Raw genomic sequence first — 15,865 nt, forward strand, 5'->3', positions numbered from 1 at the left:
GATGTTTTATATACAAAAATACAATATATAATCTCTTTAAATACTTATAAAAAGTGGATATAATTATAATAAATGATGTATAATGGACAGTGGATAATTGATGAATAAGATTCTTAGGAGTTTAGGAAAATATGTTTTTTATATTTTATAATTCAGCTTTGCTGAATTTTTTCATTAGTTATGCATTATTACTTATCAATTAGAAGTATTCTTGGAGGTGATAAGATGAGCGCATCTATTTTATTTATAATAGCCTATACCATTAATATTTTATCTGCAATATCATTAATATTTATAGAAAGAAAAGAACCTACTACTACATGGGCATGGTTGTTAATATTATTAGTTCTTCCGGGAGTTGGATTTATAATATATTTAATTTTTGGTCAAAACTTAAATAGACAAAAGATATTTAGAGAAAAGAAAGTAACAGATGAGAAAAAGGCAAAAGATTTAATTGAAAAATTTAAAGAAGAAAAAAGAGCAGAAAGAATATCAAAAGAATATGTGGATCTTATAATGATGAATTATAATCATTCAGGAGCATTATATACAATAGGTAATAGCATTAAGAGTTACATTGATGGAGAAGATAAATTTAAGGACTTAATAAATGATATTAGGTCTGCTAAAGATTTTATACATATTGAATATTATATATTTAGATTAGATGGAATAGGAAAATCTATACTAAATGAATTAAAGAAAAAAGTAGATGAAGGTGTAGAAGTAAGACTTTTAATAGATGGAATGGGGTCTAAGTCCATAAGAAATAAAGATATAAAGTACATAAGAAGCTTAGGAATAAAATTTGCAGTATTTTTCCCAGGAATATTACCATATATTAATATACGTTTGAATTATAGAAATCATAGAAAGATTGTTGTAATAGATGGAAACATTGGTTATGTAGGTGGCTTTAATGTTGGAGATGAATATATAAACAAAGGAAAGCAATTTGACTTTTGGAGAGATACGCATATAAGAGTTCAAGGAGAAGCTGTAAATGAGCTTAACAAGAGGTTTATTTTAGACTGGGATTATGCGTCAGAAGAAGAGCTTAAAAGTTATGAAAAATACTTCAATAAGCAAGAAAGCTATGGTGATGTTGGAATACAAATAATATCATCAGGTCCTGACCATAAAGAAGAATATATAAAGAATGCATATATGAAGATAATTAATAATGCAAAGAAAAATGTATATATTCAAACTCCGTATTTAGTGCCAGATGAACCAATGAAAGAAGCGCTGAAGATTGCAGCATTATCTGGAGTAGATGTAAGACTAATGGTACCAGGAGAGCCAGATCATTTCTTTATGGAATGGATATTAAGTGCTAATATTGGAGAATTAATAGCGTGTGGAGTTAAAATATATAGATATCAAAAAGGTTTTATACATTCAAAAACTATGGTTGCTGATGGAAAGGTGTGTAGTATTGGTACTGCAAATCTAGATATCAGAAGTTTTCAATTAAATTTTGAGATAAATGCATTCATATTTGAAGATAAATTTGCAAAGGAACAAGAAAAAATCTTTTGTAAAGATATTGAAGAGTGTAATTTAGTAACTATGGAAGAGTATAATAATCGAGGAAGATGGTTAAGGATAAAAGAAGCCTTAATAATGTTAATTGCTCCAATATTATAAAGTTAAAAATATATGAAGCTCTTTCATTATATTGACAAAAGGTTGCTGTTTGGTATAATTAGGTAAAGAAATTTTGATTACTTAAGAGGGCTCATTTGAGGTCTCTTTTTTAATATAAAAATCTAAATAGCTTAGTTTATATAGATTATTATCTAAATCATCAAATATTAATTATCAGATATTAATTAATAAAAAGGGGGCAAGTTCATGATAATTATTTTAAAACCAAAAACAACTGAAGAGGAAATAAGAAAGCTTACAGAAGAACTTGAAGTACAAGGGGTAAAGGTTAATCCTGTTATAGGAACAGAATTAATAATCTTAGGACTTGTAGGAGATACAAGCAAAATAGATCCTCTTAAAATTGAAGCAAATAATAATGTTGAAAAGGTAATGCATGTGCAAGAGCCATTCAAAAAAGCTAATAGGTTATTCCATCCAGATAATACAGTTGTAAAAGTAAATAATAGTGAGATAGGTGGAAATAAAATAGCTATGATAGCTGGACCATGTTCAGTAGAAAGTGAAGAGCAATTGACATTTATAGCAAATGAAGTTAAGAAATTAGGGGCAAATTTCTTAAGAGGTGGAGCTTTTAAACCAAGAACTTCACCATATAGTTTCCAAGGATTAGAGTATGATGGTTTAGAATTATTAAAAATAGCAAGGGAGCAAACAGGGTTACCTATAGTTACAGAAATAATGTCACCATATGATGTTGAGATATTTGAGAGAGATGTAGATGTAATTCAAGTTGGAGCAAGAAATATGCAAAACTTCGATTTGTTAAAAGAATTAGGAAGGACAAATAAACCAATACTATTAAAAAGAGGCTTATCTGCAACGATAGAAGAGTTTTTAATGAGTGCGGAATATATAATGGCTGGAGGAAATGAAAATGTAATTCTTTGTGAAAGAGGAATAAGAACATTTGAGACTTATACAAGAAATACATTAGATTTAAGTGCAATACCAGCAATTAAAAAATTAAGTCATTTACCAGTCATTGTAGATCCAAGTCATGCAACAGGAAAAAGATATATGATATCACCTCTTGCAAAGGCGGCAGTTGCAGTAGGAGCAGATGGCCTTATAATAGAGGTACACAACGACCCAGCTAAAGCTTTATGCGATGGTCCACAATCAATAAAACCAGAAGATTACGGAACATTATTTGATGAATTAAAAGCTATTGCAGCAGCCGTTGGAAGAGAAATATAGGTCAATGGATAATGGACAATGCATAATTAAGGAATAAACTCCTTTAGGAGTTTATGAATTAAGAAATATTTTTTTATAAACTTCGGAGAAGTTTTTTCTAAATTATCAATTGTCCATTAATTATCAATTGTCCATTATGAATTATCAATTGTAATTGTCAGTTGTCCATTATCAATTATTAATTGGAAAGCAGGTGTTTTAATGAAGTTATCCGTAAATTTAATTCATAGTAGCTATGATATTATTATAGAAAAAGGAATAATAAATAAATTATCAGATGAGATAAAGAATCTTTTTAAAGGTAATAAGATATTTATTTTAACTGATAAAAATGTTGATAAGTTTTATGGGGAGCTAGTATTAAATAATTTAATTAGTGCTGGCTATGAGGTTAAGAAGGTAGTACTTGATCCTGGTGAAGAAAGTAAGAGTTTTTTCACTTTACCTTTAATTTATGATGAACTTTTAAATTTTAAGTTTACTAGAAGTGATTTAATTATGACTTTAGGTGGAGGAGTTATAGGAGATTTAGGTGGATTTGTTGCATCTACTTATTTAAGAAGTGTACCGTTTGTACAAATACCTACAACTTTATTAGCACAAGTGGATAGTAGTGTAGGTGGAAAAGTTGGAGTAGACTTAGAGAAAGGTAAAAATTTAGTAGGAAGTTTTTATCATCCTAAGAAAGTAGTTATAGATCCAGAGGTTCTAGAAACTTTAAGTGATAGAGTATTTAATGATGGAATGGTAGAAGTTATTAAATATGGTTGTATAAAAGATAGAGAGTTTTTTAAAAGTCTAATCAATTATAGTGATAAGAAGGAAGTTATGAACAATATAGAATACATCATTCATAATTGTTGCAAAATTAAGACAGAAGTTGTGGAAAAAGATGAAAAAGATACTGGGGAAAGAATGCTTTTAAATTTTGGTCACACAATAGGTCATGCAATTGAGCAGTATTATAATTATAGTAAATATACCCATGGAGAAGCTGTTGCAATTGGGATGTATGAAATAACTAAATTAAGTGAAGAATTAGGAATAACAAAGAATGGTACAAAGGATATAATTAAAGATATATTAATAAAATATAATCTGCCATATGAACTAACAATAGATATTAAAGAAATATTAGAAACTATGAAGCTTGATAAGAAAAACTTAGGAAACAATTTAAATCTGATTTTCTTAAAAGAAATAGGCGATAGCTTTATATACAAAACAACAAGTAAAATATTTCAGAAAAATGAAGAAATGGAAGAATGAAAGAATTAATGAAATAACTCGGTAAACAGAGTTATGATTATATAGGTGAATATTAGAAAAGAGAAAAAGAATGAAAAGGGAAAGAATGAGAAGTAAAATATAAGAAATTAATAGTGAAAAAATTATTACCATTAACTTTTTCGTTTTTTAACTCTTTAATTCTTCCCATTACAAATAAGGTGGTGTTTTATGAATAGTTTAAGATTATCGAAATCTAGATTAAATGGAACGGTGAAGGTTCCACCTTCTAAAAGTATGTCACATAGAGCTATTATTTGTGCTGCTTTAGGGAGTGGGACTTCTGTAATAGAAAATATAGATTATTCAGATGATATTAATGCAACTATAGATGCAATGATTGCATTGGGAGCTGTTATAGATAGGGATACAAATAAGGTGACAATAAGTGGGATATATAGAGAAGATTCAATAATCAATCCAGTTAGAGCGATTGACTGTAATGAGTCAGGCTCTACTTTGAGATTTATTATACCTATATCTTTATTATTTGCTGGAATGACTAAGTTTGTTGGAAAAGGAAACTTAGGTAAAAGACCTTTAGACACATATTTTGATATATTCAAGGAACAAGGTATTAAATATCATAGTGTAGAAAATGATTTAAATATGATTGTCAAGGGGGTATTACAGCCAGGAGAATTTAATTTGCCTGGGAATATAAGTTCGCAATTTATCACAGGACTTTTATTTTCACTTCCTTTATTAGATGGTGACTCTAAAATCAATATAAGTACTAGAATAGAGTCAAAGGGATATATTGATTTAACATTAGATTGTATGAAGGATTTTGGAATAGAAATAGAAAATAAAGATTACAAAGAGTTTATAGTTAAAGGAAATCAAAAGTATATATCTAGAAACTATAGAGTTGAAGGCGATTATTCGCAGGCAGCATTTTATCTTGCTGCAGATGCACTTGGATCAAATGTAACTATTAGTGATTTAAAAAAGGATTCCCTTCAAGGAGATAAAGAAGTAATAGATATACTAGAAAGAATGGGAGCAAAATTTATAGTTGATAGGAATCATATTAAGTGCAAAGTAGAAGAAGAATTGGCATCCACTATAATAGATGCATCACAATGCCCAGATATAATTCCAGTAATATCATTAGTAGCAACACTTGCAAAAGGAAGAACTGAAATTGTTAATGCAAGCAGACTTAGAATTAAAGAGTGTGACAGATTAAAGGCTGTAGCTACTGAGCTTAATAAGTTAGGAGCTAAAATAGTAGAAAAGGAAAATGGTCTTATAATAGATGGTGTAGATGAACTTGAAGGTGGAGTACAGGTTTGGAGCTGGAAGGATCATAGGATAGCAATGACTTTAGCGATAGCATCAACTAGATGTAAAAATCCTATTGAATTAACTGATTATGATTGTGTAGCAAAATCTTATCCAGGCTTTTTTGAAGATTTTAAAATGCTAGGAGGAAATGTAGATGAGTGGGGTATGGGGCAATAATATAAAAGTTTCTATATTTGGAGAATCCCATGGAAATGCCATAGGAATTAATATAGATGGTTTGCCATCAGGTTTTGAAATAGATATGGATAAAGTTCTTTTAGAAATGAATAGAAGAGCTCCAGGGAAAAATGCAATGTCAACAGCAAGAAAAGAAAGTGATCTTCCAGAAATATTAAGTGGATATTTTGAAGGCAAGACTACAGGAACACCTCTTTGTGCAATAATAAGAAATGCTGATACAAGGTCAAAAGATTATAGTAAAACAAAGGATTATATGAGACCTGGGCATGCTGACTATACAGGATATATGAGGTATGATGGATTTAATGACTATAGAGGTGGTGGTCATTTTTCAGGAAGAATAACTGCAAATTTAGTTTTTGCAGGAGCTATATGTAAGCAGATATTAGAAAAAGAAGGTATATTTATAGGTGCTCATATATCTTCAATAAAAGATATAGAAGATAAAGATTTTAATAGTACAAATATATCTAAAGAGCAGATATTAAATTTAAGAAAAATGGAATTACCATTAATTGATGATTCTTTAGCTGAAAAGATAAAGCATACTATATTACAAGCAAAGTATGATGGAGATTCAGTTGGAGGTACTATAGAATGTGCTGTTACTGGAATAAACCCTGGAATAGGTAATCCATTTTTCGATTCAGTAGAATCTACATTAGCTCATTTAATGTTTTCAGTACCAGCAGTAAAAGGAATAGAGTTTGGTAAGGGATTTGAAATGACTAATATGTTTGGGTCAGAATGTAATGATGAATATTATTATGATGGAGATAAGATAAAAACAAAAACTAATAATAATGGTGGAATACTAGGTGGAATTACAAATGGAATGCCTATATTATTTAAGGTTGCAATAAAGCCTACAGCATCTATTATAAAAGAGCAAAATACAATAGATATTAATACAAATGAAAATGTTAAGTTTAGAGTTGAAGGAAGACACGACCCATGTATAGTTCAAAGAGCTGTACCTGTTATTGAGGCTGTAACAGCAATAGGCTTACTTGACTTAATAAAGGGGAGATAATTAATGAGTGAATTAGAAGAGTATAGAAAAGAAATTGATTCTATAGATAAAGAATTAATTTCTTTATTTGAAAAAAGAATGGAGGTTGCAGTTAAGGTTGGTGAATATAAAAAGAAGAATAAGTTACCAATTTTTAATGGTAAAAGAGAAGAAGAAGTTATAGAAAAAAATATAAAAAAGCTTAATAATAGTTCATATATGGACATTGGAAGAAGCTTTTTTGAAAATTTAATGGAATTAAGCAGATCTCTTCAATCTAATGTAATACAAGAAAATAATAATATTCAAAATAACCTAATTGGAGAAAACTCAAATTTTATATTTGGATATCAAGGAGTTAAAGGATCTTTTAGTGAAGAAGCTCTTTTAAAGTACTTTAAAAACTGCGATAATGCAAAAAACTATGATGAGTTTGTAGATGTATTTGATGCTTTAAAAAATAATGAAATACAATATGCAATTTTACCTATTGAAAATTCATATACAGGAGCAATTACTGAAGTATATGATCTTCTGGTTAAATATGGATTTTATATTATTGGAGAAGAATGCATTAAAATAGATCAGCATTTAATTGGAGTAAAAGGATCAGATATAAATAGCATACAGGAAATATATTCACATCCTCAAGGATTTGAACAGAGCAAGAAGTTTTTAAGTAGATATCAAAATATGAAGTTAATACCATATCATAATACAGCAATAAGTGCTAAGCTAATTTCAGAGTTAAAAGATACTAAAAAAGCTGCTATAGCAAGTAAAAGGGCAGCACAAATTTATGGACTAGATATATTACAAGAAAACATAAATGATAAAAAGGATAATCATACTAAATTTATAATTATAGGAAAAGAATTAAAATATAATGATGAATGTAATAAAATTAGTGTAGTATTTTCTTTGGAAGATAAGGCTGGTACACTTTATAATTTATTAAGATATTTTGCAGAAAATAATATAAATATGATTAAGATAGAATCAAGGCCAAATAAGCATGAATCTTGGAAATATTTACTTTATGTTGATTTTGAAGGCAGCCTAGAAAATTGTGAAGTTAAAAATGCTTTAAAACTTATAGAACAAAATAGTGGATACTTTAAAATTATTGGAAGCTATAAGGCGAGTTTATAGTATATAAATTAACTCTTAGCACATAAGTAAGATTAATAATAAAATATAAGCTGAATTAAAAAATAATAAACTATAATTTTTAATATAAGGGTTACTTTTTAGAGTATCCCTTTTAATTTTTTTAAAAGGTAATAGTTTAGAAACTTAATATACTAATAAATTTTTTGCTTATTAGTATATCATTTAATGAATAAATGTATTGCCTATAAGGATTTAAGCTATGGATGAAACTTATAATCTTTATAAATAAAATAATAAAAAATAGTAGTAATTAGAAAAATTTAGGTGTATAATTATAATATAAATAATATTTAGAATTTTCAGAAAATAAGATTAAAATTAAAAAAGAAGGAAGGGTAACCTTTCTTTTAAAATTACCATTCTTATAAACGTTTACAAAGTGATAGGAGGCATTTTTATGGTGGGTTTTGATGTGAGGGAAATTAAATTAAATGATTATGAGGATATTCATAGGCTTAATTCAAAGCTAGATTATTCAAACATAAAATCCATAGCAGAAGATAAAAGTTCTATAGTTCTTGTAGCACAATTAAATGATGATGTTATAGGTTATGTTAATAGTAATCTTATTGAGGACATAAATTATAATAAAAGATTAGATATTAACGATATAATTGTTGATGAAAAATATAGAGGATTAGGAGTAGGGCATCAATTAATATTAGAGCTTGAAAAGAATGCAAAACAAAATGAAGTAATGTATATAGTAAACAGTAATAAAGAATATAATGAAGAAGAAGTTAAATTTTATAATAGACAAGGGTTTAAATTAGATAATAAAAGGCAATTTATAAAAAATGAATATATTCAATAGCATATAAGCAGTGATACTTTGAAAGTGTTTCACTGCTTTAATTTTTTAGAAAAATCTTTTTTTAATATTCAAGTTAATATTCTTTAATTTATAATGATATTAAGCAAATCAAAGTGTATATGTCTAAGATTATGATGATTTAATAGAATCAGAACTATAAATAATATTGTACATATCCATTTTTATAAAAAATATTTGATTATGTTATAATATTTATAATCAAGAAAATAGTTAAATAACATAATATAAATTAAGATAGAGATAGGGGGGACGGTTATGGAGTTTTATGGATTATTAGGAGAAAAGCTTTCACATAGTTTATCACCAGAAATTCATAGTGAATTACTAAAATTTATAAATAAAGATGGGGCATATAAATTATTTGAAGTGGAAAAAGAAAGACTAGAAGAGTTTACAGAAGCTTTAAAACTATTAAAGATAAAGGGTACAAATGTAACTATACCCTACAAAAAAGATATAATGAAATATATTGATAAGATATCAGAAGAAGCAGAAAAAATAGGTGCAATAAATACCATAGCTTTAGAAAACGGAAAGCTATATGGATATAATACTGATTACTATGGCTTTGGATATATGTTAAAAGTTAATAATATAAGTATAGAAGGAAAAAGTGCAGTTATTTTAGGAAATGGAGGAGCTTGCAGAGCAGTAACGCATTATTTGTTAGATAATAAAATATCGAATGTTAAGATTGTAAGCAGGAAACCAAAAAAAGAAGAATTTGATTTACAAAATGTAGATTTAATAACTTATGAAGAATTAAAAGAAATCAGTGGAGATATTTTAATAAATTCTACTCCTGTAGGCATGTATCCTGATATTAATGTATCACCAGTATCAGAAGATGTAGTAAAAAATTTTAATGTTTTAGTTGATTTAATATACAATCCCATGGAAACTAAGTTTTTGAATGTAGGGAATTCATTATCTAAAAAAACTACTTGCGGATTATATATGCTTATAGGTCAAGCAGCTAAGGCACAAGAAATATGGCAAGGTATATCGATTGATGAAGAGATAATAAAAGAAATATATGAAAAATTAAAGTTGAAGTTCATCTAGTTATAGGAGAATATAAATGGATAAAAATATAATTTTATTAATTGGAATGCCTGGATGCGGTAAAAGTACTATAGGTGAGGAGTTATCAAATAAAATAAATTATGACTTTTGTGATATGGATAAATATATAGAAGAAATATCTAATAGTACAGTAAAGGAATTATTTAATATTAGTGAAGAATATTTTAGGGATTATGAAACAAGATCTTGCAAAGAATTAAGTAATAAAAGTAATATAGTAATTTCTAGTGGGGGTGGAGTAGTAAAAAGAAAAGAGAATATAGATTTCTTTAAGGATAAAGGAATAATAATATTTATAGATAGACCAATAGAAGATATTTTAAGAGATGTTGATATATCATCAAGACCACTATTATCAGAGGGTAGGTCTAAACTTTACAACCTATATTCTGAAAGATATAATTTATATAACGATTATTGTGATGTGAGAATAATTAATGATACAACTATAAAAGAAACTTTAGATAAAATCATTAAAATAATTTAGCAATAAGTATTTTTAGGAGGGGTTAGATGAAGGTACTAGTTATAAATGGTCCTAATTTGAATATGTTAGGAGTAAGAGAAAAAGAAATTTATGGAACTAAGGACTTTCAAGATGTTTGTAATTACATCAAAGAAGAGGGGCAAAAAAGAAATATTGATATTGAGTTACTTCAAAGCAATATTGAAGGTGAAATAATCAATGGAATTCATAAGGCATATTATGAAAAATATGATGGTATAATAATAAATCCTGGTGCATATACACATTATAGCTACGCTATAATGGATGCAATAAAAGCAGTAAATATAAATACTGTTGAAGTTCATTTATCAAACATACATGCAAGAGAGGAATTTAGGCATAAATCAGTAATAGCAGCAGCATGTATAGGACAAATATGCGGTTTTGGAGAATTTGGGTATGTAATGGCTATGGAAGTGCTAAAAAATGGAAAAGTTAAAAGTGAAGAGTTAAAAATATAATTTTAGAAACTTTTGAGAAGTTTCTTCATAAATTGTCAATTATCAATTATAAATTTTTAATTGTAAGAGTAGTATGGAGGGATAGGTATGATTATTGTAATGAATCCGAATTGTAGTGAAGATGAAGTATTGAAGGTTAAGGAAGAATTGGAGAGTAAAGGTCTAGGAGTTCACTTATCACAAGGAGAAACTTTCTGCATTTTGGGTGTAGTTGGGGAAACTCGATCTATAGATTCTGATAAGCTTCTTAGATTTGCTGGAGTAGATAAAGTTCTTAAAGTTGAAGAGCCTTATAAAAAGGCTAATAGATTATTTAAGCCAGATGATACAGTAATTGATGTAAAAGGTAGTTTAATTGGAGGAAATAACTTAGCTATTATGGCAGGACCTTGTTCTGTTGAAAGTGAAGAACAAATAATAGAAATAGCTAAGAGCGTAAAGGAATCAGGTGCAACATTTTTAAGAGGTGGAGCATTTAAGCCAAGGACTTCTCCATATAGTTTTCAAGGGTTAGAATTAGAAGGTTTAGAACTTCTAAAAAAGGCTAGGAAGGCTACAGGACTACCAATAGTAACGGAAATAATGTCAACAGATTATATAGATATATTTGTTAGAGATGTAGATGTAATTCAAGTTGGTGCAAGAAATATGCAAAACTTTGATTTATTAAAACAACTAGGTAGAACAAACAAGCCTATTTTATTAAAAAGAGGTTTATCTGCGACAATAGAAGAATGGTTAATGTCTGCTGAATATATAATGGCAGCTGGAAATGAAAATGTAATATTATGTGAAAGAGGTATAAGAACATTTGAAACTTATACAAGAAATACATTGGATTTAAGTGCAATTCCAGTAGTGAAAAAGAAATCACATCTACCAGTTATAGTAGATCCAAGTCATGCAGCAGGATACTGGTACCTTGTAGAACCATTAGCTAAAGCTGCAATAAGTGCAGGAGCTGATGGATTAATGATAGAAGTCCATAACAACCCACAATGTGCATTAAGTGATGGACAGCAATCAATAAAGCCAGAAGCTTTTAAAAAGATAATGGATAAAGTTAAGATACTAGCAGAAATGGAAGGAAAGAAATAATTGATAATGCACAATTGACAATGGACAATTAGGTAATAAACTTCAGTAGTAGTTTAGGAAAATAGAATTTCAACGGACAATTGAAAATTAAAAATGGATAATTAAGAAATAAACTCCTAAAGGAGTTTAGAAATTAAAAATACTAAAAACTTCGGAGAAGTTTCTCCTTAATTATCCATTGTACATTATCAATTATAAACTGGAATTGTCCATTGTCCATTATCAATTATATTTAGTTGGGGTGTTTTTATGAGAATTTTAATAGTAGGGCTTGGTGTTATAGGTGGAAGTTTTGCTATGGCGCTTAAAGCAGCAGGATATGAAGAAGTCTATGGAATTGATAGTAATTTAAGTACTTTGAGCAAGGCAGAAGAACTAGGAATAATTAAAAAGGGCTATGTTAATGCTAGTAAAGTTGTAGGAAAGGCTGATTTAATTATTCTTGCAATATATCCTATGCTTATTAAAAGATTTATTGAAGAAAATAGAAACTTATTTAAGTCAGGGGCAATAGTTACTGATACTACAGGAATAAAAAAGCTTTTTATTGATGACATATTAAATATATTACCTTCAGATATAGATTTTATATTTGGACATCCTATGGCTGGGAGAGAAAAGAGAGGTATTGATTATGCATCTAAGGAAGTTTTTAAAGGGGCAAATTATTTAATAACTGTAACTGATAAAAATAAAGAAGAAAATCTAAAGGTTCTAGAGGATATTATTTACGATATGGGGTTCAAAAGAATTAAAAGGATAGATCCTATATTTCATGATAAAATGATAAGTTTTACAAGTCAGCTTCCTCATGCAATAGCGGTTGCATTAATTAATAGCGATGAAGAAGGTAGAGACACAGGAAGTTTCATTGGTGATAGTTATAGAGATTTGACTAGAATTGCAAATATAAATGAAGATTTATGGAGTGAATTATTTATTGGAAATAAAGAAAATTTGATAGAATCAATAGATAATTTTATAAATGAGATAAATTATATAAAATCAGCTCTAGTTGAAAGTGATGAGAAAAGATTAAAAGAATTATTTATAAAATCAAGTAAAAGAAGAGAAAAATTATAAAAATTAAGCTGCTTCCATAATTAGAAGTAGCTTAATTTTTATAATATTTTTTCAATATAAAGGTCAGTAGTTTTACTTAAGTCAATGAATTCGTCTTCACATAGTAAAAGTGGAGATGAAATGTTATTTAAGTTCATTTGAATTATTTTACACTTACTTTTATTATTTAGTAATACATTTTGTCCTATATAAAAGTTTGCCATTCCTTCTAAAAATGTACAACATAGGCTATAGTCTAGTTTTGTTAGACTTTCATCTTTTATGATCTTTAATGATTCTAATGGCTTTTTTCTTTGCTTATATATTCTATTTGAGTTAATTGCATCAAAAGTATCAGCTATTGCTATAATTTTAGCAAAATCATGAATTTGATTTCCTTTAAGTCCAAGTGGATATCCAGTTCCATCACATCTTTCATGATGCATTAAAACTGCATAAAGTACTGATTGACTTATAAATGGAATTTGCTTTATTTCATTATAAGCAATAGTAGGGTGAGTTTTTATTATTTCAAAATCTTTTTTAGAAAGAGGATCTTTTTTTCTTATTATATCTTCATCTAATTTTGTTTTACCAAAGTCATGTAATAAAGATGCATAAATAAGTGAATGAAGTTTATTATCAGTTAATCCGTGCCATTTTCCAAGTAAATAACTTAATGAAGCCACATTTACAGAGTGTCTATAGATACAATCTTCATCGCTACCATGTAGAACAATATTTTTTAAAACACTACTGCTAAGTTTAAGTTCCTGAGATAACTTTTTTGCGTATTCGTTTATTTCATTTGTATTTGATGCTTGAAGAGTTTTAGCATTATCAAATATTAGCTTAACATCTATAGAAATATTACTAAGGGTTTTTTCAGCTTTTTTTAAAGCAATTGTTTCTTTTGAATTATCTTGATCATTAGTATATATTTCAACAGTGTCAAAAGCACAAATAGAATTTAGTTTATCTAACATTTGTTGATTAATTGTTATTCCTTCGCCAACAAGAACAGTTCCATTAGATACTATCTCACTAGCTATGACCATGCCTGTTTTTAAATCTCTCACATTTATAAATTTCTTTCTGCTACTCATTAAACTAACCTCTCATAATAAAATTTTATATGGCAATTACATCTAATACAGTTTTATACATTTAATACAAAATTATGGTTACATGTTATATTTCGGACGCCGATACTGAAATATTATACTTATTACAAAAATTTGTCTAAATATACAATATAGATATATGACCATTTTGAATAAATAACTATAATATAGTAATTTAAATAGTGGAATAAGTTACTTTGTTTCTATTTTCATTATGATATAATATTTTATATGATTTTTAGAGGGAGTGTATTTAGATGAAAGAATTAGAAACTAGAATAATTGATATAGATGTTGATAGTATAAGAGAAAAGCTTAAATTATTAGGAGCTGAAAAAGTAAAAGAAGAATATCAAACAAATAATATATATGATTTTGAAGATAATAGACTATTAAATGTAAAAGGATATGCAAGAATAAGAATAACAGATGATAGAATGTCAAATAAAGAAGTAGTGTATATGACTACAAAAAAAATGTTAAGCCAAGAAACGTTTAAAGTTATGGAAGAAAATGAAACTATAGTTGAAGATAAAATAGCTGCAGAAAAAATATTTTTATCTTTAGGATTGAATTTAAAGCAATCTATCAAAAAATATAGAGAAAGCTATAAATTAAATGAATCTTTAGTAGAAATAGACATAAATGATAAAAGCTTTTGTCCATTTCCGTATTTAGAAATAGAAACTACGTCAGAAGAAAAATTAGAAGAAATACTAGAACTACTTGGTTATACAATAAATGACACAACATCAAAAACAATTTATGAAATATTAGAGGAAAAAGGCATAACATCAAAGAATGGAAAAGGACTTTAAAATTAAGATAATAATGTAGTATTTTGTATTTATCTGTAACAAAAGTTGAGCCTCTTTAGTAAATTATAATTAAGGAATCTAAATACTAAGGAGGATATATATATGGACTGGTTTAGTGAACTTAATCCAGTTATTCAAGGATTATTTGCAACTTTATTTACTTGGTTTATTACAGCTTTAGGAGCATCATTGGTTTTTTTCTTTAAAAAAGTAGATAAGAAAGTTTTAAATACAATGTTAGGGTTTGGTGCTGGAGTAATGATGGCTGCTAGTTTTTGGTCTTTATTAAATCCAGCAATAGAACTATGTAATGAACTTGGATATAGTGGATTTGTTATTCCATCACTGGGATTTCTTTTAGGGGGACTATTCTTAATTTTTGCTGATAAATTGATGGATTCATATTCTTATGGTGTAATTACCAACAAAGGAGAGGAAGATTTACCTAAAACAAGCAAATACAAAAAAAGTATACTTCTAGTTCTGGCAGTAACGCTTCATAATATTCCAGAAGGTTTAGCAGTGGGTGTTGCATTTGGTGGTGTTGCAGTTGGAATACCAGGAACATCATTAATAGCAGCAATGACTTTAGCCTTAGGAATAGGACTACAAAACTTTCCAGAGGGAGCTGCTGTATCTTTACCATTAAGAAGAGATGGTATATCAAGATCAAAAAGCTTTTTATATGGTCAAGCATCAGGTTTAGTAGAACCAATAGCAGGTGTAATTGGAGTAATAGCTGCATTGTCAGTTAGAAGCATACTACCATTTTTATTATCATTTTCAGCAGGAGCCATGATTGCTGTTATAGGTGCAGAGTTATTACCAGAAGCATCAATGGAGAATAAAAAACTAACAACATTGGGTTTAATATTTGGCTTTATAGTCATGATGGTTTTAGATGTTGCTTTAGGATAATATAAGTAATGATGGAATTTAAAAGATTATAAAGAAGAAATTCTGTCTAAAAATTTAGACTAGGCTAAAATTGTTAGACAAAATTAAAAGGTAGAAAGAAAATCTTTCTACCTTTATA

Annotated in this window: 15 protein-coding genes; 14 read left to right on the top strand and 1 reads right to left on the bottom strand. The window is 27.9% G+C overall.

What is annotated here, in order from left to right; all coding sequences use genetic code 11:
• Positions 1–225: 225 nt before the first annotated feature.
• The 12 genes from cls to NSA50_RS15645 all read left to right on the top strand — a co-directional run bounded on the left by cls (position 226) and on the right by NSA50_RS15645 (position 12,908).
• Positions 226–1,653 carry a cardiolipin synthase gene (gene cls, locus NSA50_RS15590; protein ID WP_257446534.1) on the top strand — a complete coding sequence of 476 codons (1,428 nt, stop codon included), beginning with the start codon at positions 226–228 and terminating at the stop codon, positions 1,651–1,653.
• Positions 1,654–1,860: 207 nt separating this feature from the next.
• Positions 1,861–2,874 (top strand): 3-deoxy-7-phosphoheptulonate synthase, encoded by a 1,014-nt coding sequence (aroF, locus tag NSA50_RS15595; RefSeq protein WP_195265131.1) that lies wholly within the window; start codon positions 1,861–1,863, stop codon positions 2,872–2,874.
• A 201-nt stretch (positions 2,875–3,075) separates the two neighbouring features.
• Entirely contained in the window at positions 3,076–4,143 is a 1,068-nt protein-coding gene (gene aroB / locus NSA50_RS15600; RefSeq protein ID WP_257446538.1) for a 3-dehydroquinate synthase, read from the top strand.
• Between the two features lie 189 nt (positions 4,144–4,332).
• Positions 4,333–5,628 (top strand): 3-phosphoshikimate 1-carboxyvinyltransferase, encoded by a 1,296-nt coding sequence (aroA, locus tag NSA50_RS15605; protein ID WP_195265135.1) that lies wholly within the window; start codon positions 4,333–4,335, stop codon positions 5,626–5,628.
• A complete protein-coding gene (gene aroC, locus NSA50_RS15610) occupies positions 5,606–6,685 on the top strand; it encodes a chorismate synthase (protein ID WP_257446541.1) in 1,080 nt (359 codons plus the stop codon). Before aroA ends, aroC begins: the two co-directional genes overlap by 23 nt.
• Positions 6,686–6,688: 3 nt before the next feature.
• Positions 6,689–7,816: a prephenate dehydratase gene (gene pheA, locus NSA50_RS15615; RefSeq protein ID WP_257446544.1), complete on the top strand. Its 1,128-nt coding sequence runs from the start codon at positions 6,689–6,691 to the stop codon at positions 7,814–7,816.
• A gap of 418 nt (positions 7,817–8,234) precedes the next feature.
• The gene (locus tag NSA50_RS15620) at positions 8,235–8,651 is read left to right on the top strand and encodes a GNAT family N-acetyltransferase (protein ID WP_195265149.1); all 417 of its coding nucleotides are present in this window, start codon (positions 8,235–8,237) and stop codon (positions 8,649–8,651) included.
• 276 nt (positions 8,652–8,927) lie between these two features.
• Positions 8,928–9,737 (top strand): shikimate dehydrogenase, encoded by an 810-nt coding sequence (gene aroE / locus NSA50_RS15625; RefSeq protein ID WP_257446549.1) that lies wholly within the window; start codon positions 8,928–8,930, stop codon positions 9,735–9,737.
• A gap of 16 nt (positions 9,738–9,753) precedes the next feature.
• Positions 9,754–10,245 carry a shikimate kinase gene (locus NSA50_RS15630; RefSeq protein ID WP_195265152.1) on the top strand — a complete coding sequence of 164 codons (492 nt, stop codon included), beginning with the start codon at positions 9,754–9,756 and terminating at the stop codon, positions 10,243–10,245.
• A gap of 26 nt (positions 10,246–10,271) precedes the next feature.
• Positions 10,272–10,727, top strand: coding sequence for a type II 3-dehydroquinate dehydratase (gene aroQ / locus NSA50_RS15635; protein WP_257446554.1), 456 nt, complete (start codon positions 10,272–10,274; stop codon positions 10,725–10,727).
• Positions 10,728–10,814: 87 nt separating this feature from the next.
• Positions 10,815–11,825: a 3-deoxy-7-phosphoheptulonate synthase gene (gene aroF / locus NSA50_RS15640; RefSeq protein WP_195265156.1), complete on the top strand. Its 1,011-nt coding sequence runs from the start codon at positions 10,815–10,817 to the stop codon at positions 11,823–11,825.
• A 249-nt stretch (positions 11,826–12,074) separates the two neighbouring features.
• On the top strand, positions 12,075–12,908 hold the full coding sequence (locus NSA50_RS15645; RefSeq protein WP_195265157.1) for a prephenate dehydrogenase: 834 nt from the start codon (positions 12,075–12,077) through the stop codon (positions 12,906–12,908).
• Positions 12,909–12,946: 38 nt separating this feature from the next.
• Here the strand turns inward: NSA50_RS15645 and NSA50_RS15650 are convergent, their stop codons facing one another.
• The gene (locus tag NSA50_RS15650; RefSeq protein ID WP_195265159.1) at positions 12,947–13,993 is read right to left on the bottom strand and encodes an HD-GYP domain-containing protein; all 1,047 of its coding nucleotides are present in this window, start codon (positions 13,991–13,993) and stop codon (positions 12,947–12,949) included.
• 275 nt (positions 13,994–14,268) lie between these two features.
• Here NSA50_RS15650 and NSA50_RS15655 point away from each other — a divergent pair, with 275 nt between their 5' ends.
• Both NSA50_RS15655 and NSA50_RS15660 read left to right on the top strand, forming a co-directional pair.
• On the top strand, positions 14,269–14,829 hold the full coding sequence (locus NSA50_RS15655; RefSeq protein ID WP_195265173.1) for a class IV adenylate cyclase: 561 nt from the start codon (positions 14,269–14,271) through the stop codon (positions 14,827–14,829).
• A 102-nt stretch (positions 14,830–14,931) separates the two neighbouring features.
• The gene (locus NSA50_RS15660) at positions 14,932–15,747 is read left to right on the top strand and encodes a ZIP family metal transporter (protein WP_195265174.1); all 816 of its coding nucleotides are present in this window, start codon (positions 14,932–14,934) and stop codon (positions 15,745–15,747) included.
• The last annotated feature ends 118 nt before the right edge of the window (positions 15,748–15,865 follow it).

It is taken from the genome of Clostridium mucosae, assembly GCF_024622765.1.
In the GTDB taxonomy this organism is placed as follows: Bacteria; Bacillota; Clostridia; order Clostridiales; family Clostridiaceae; genus Clostridium.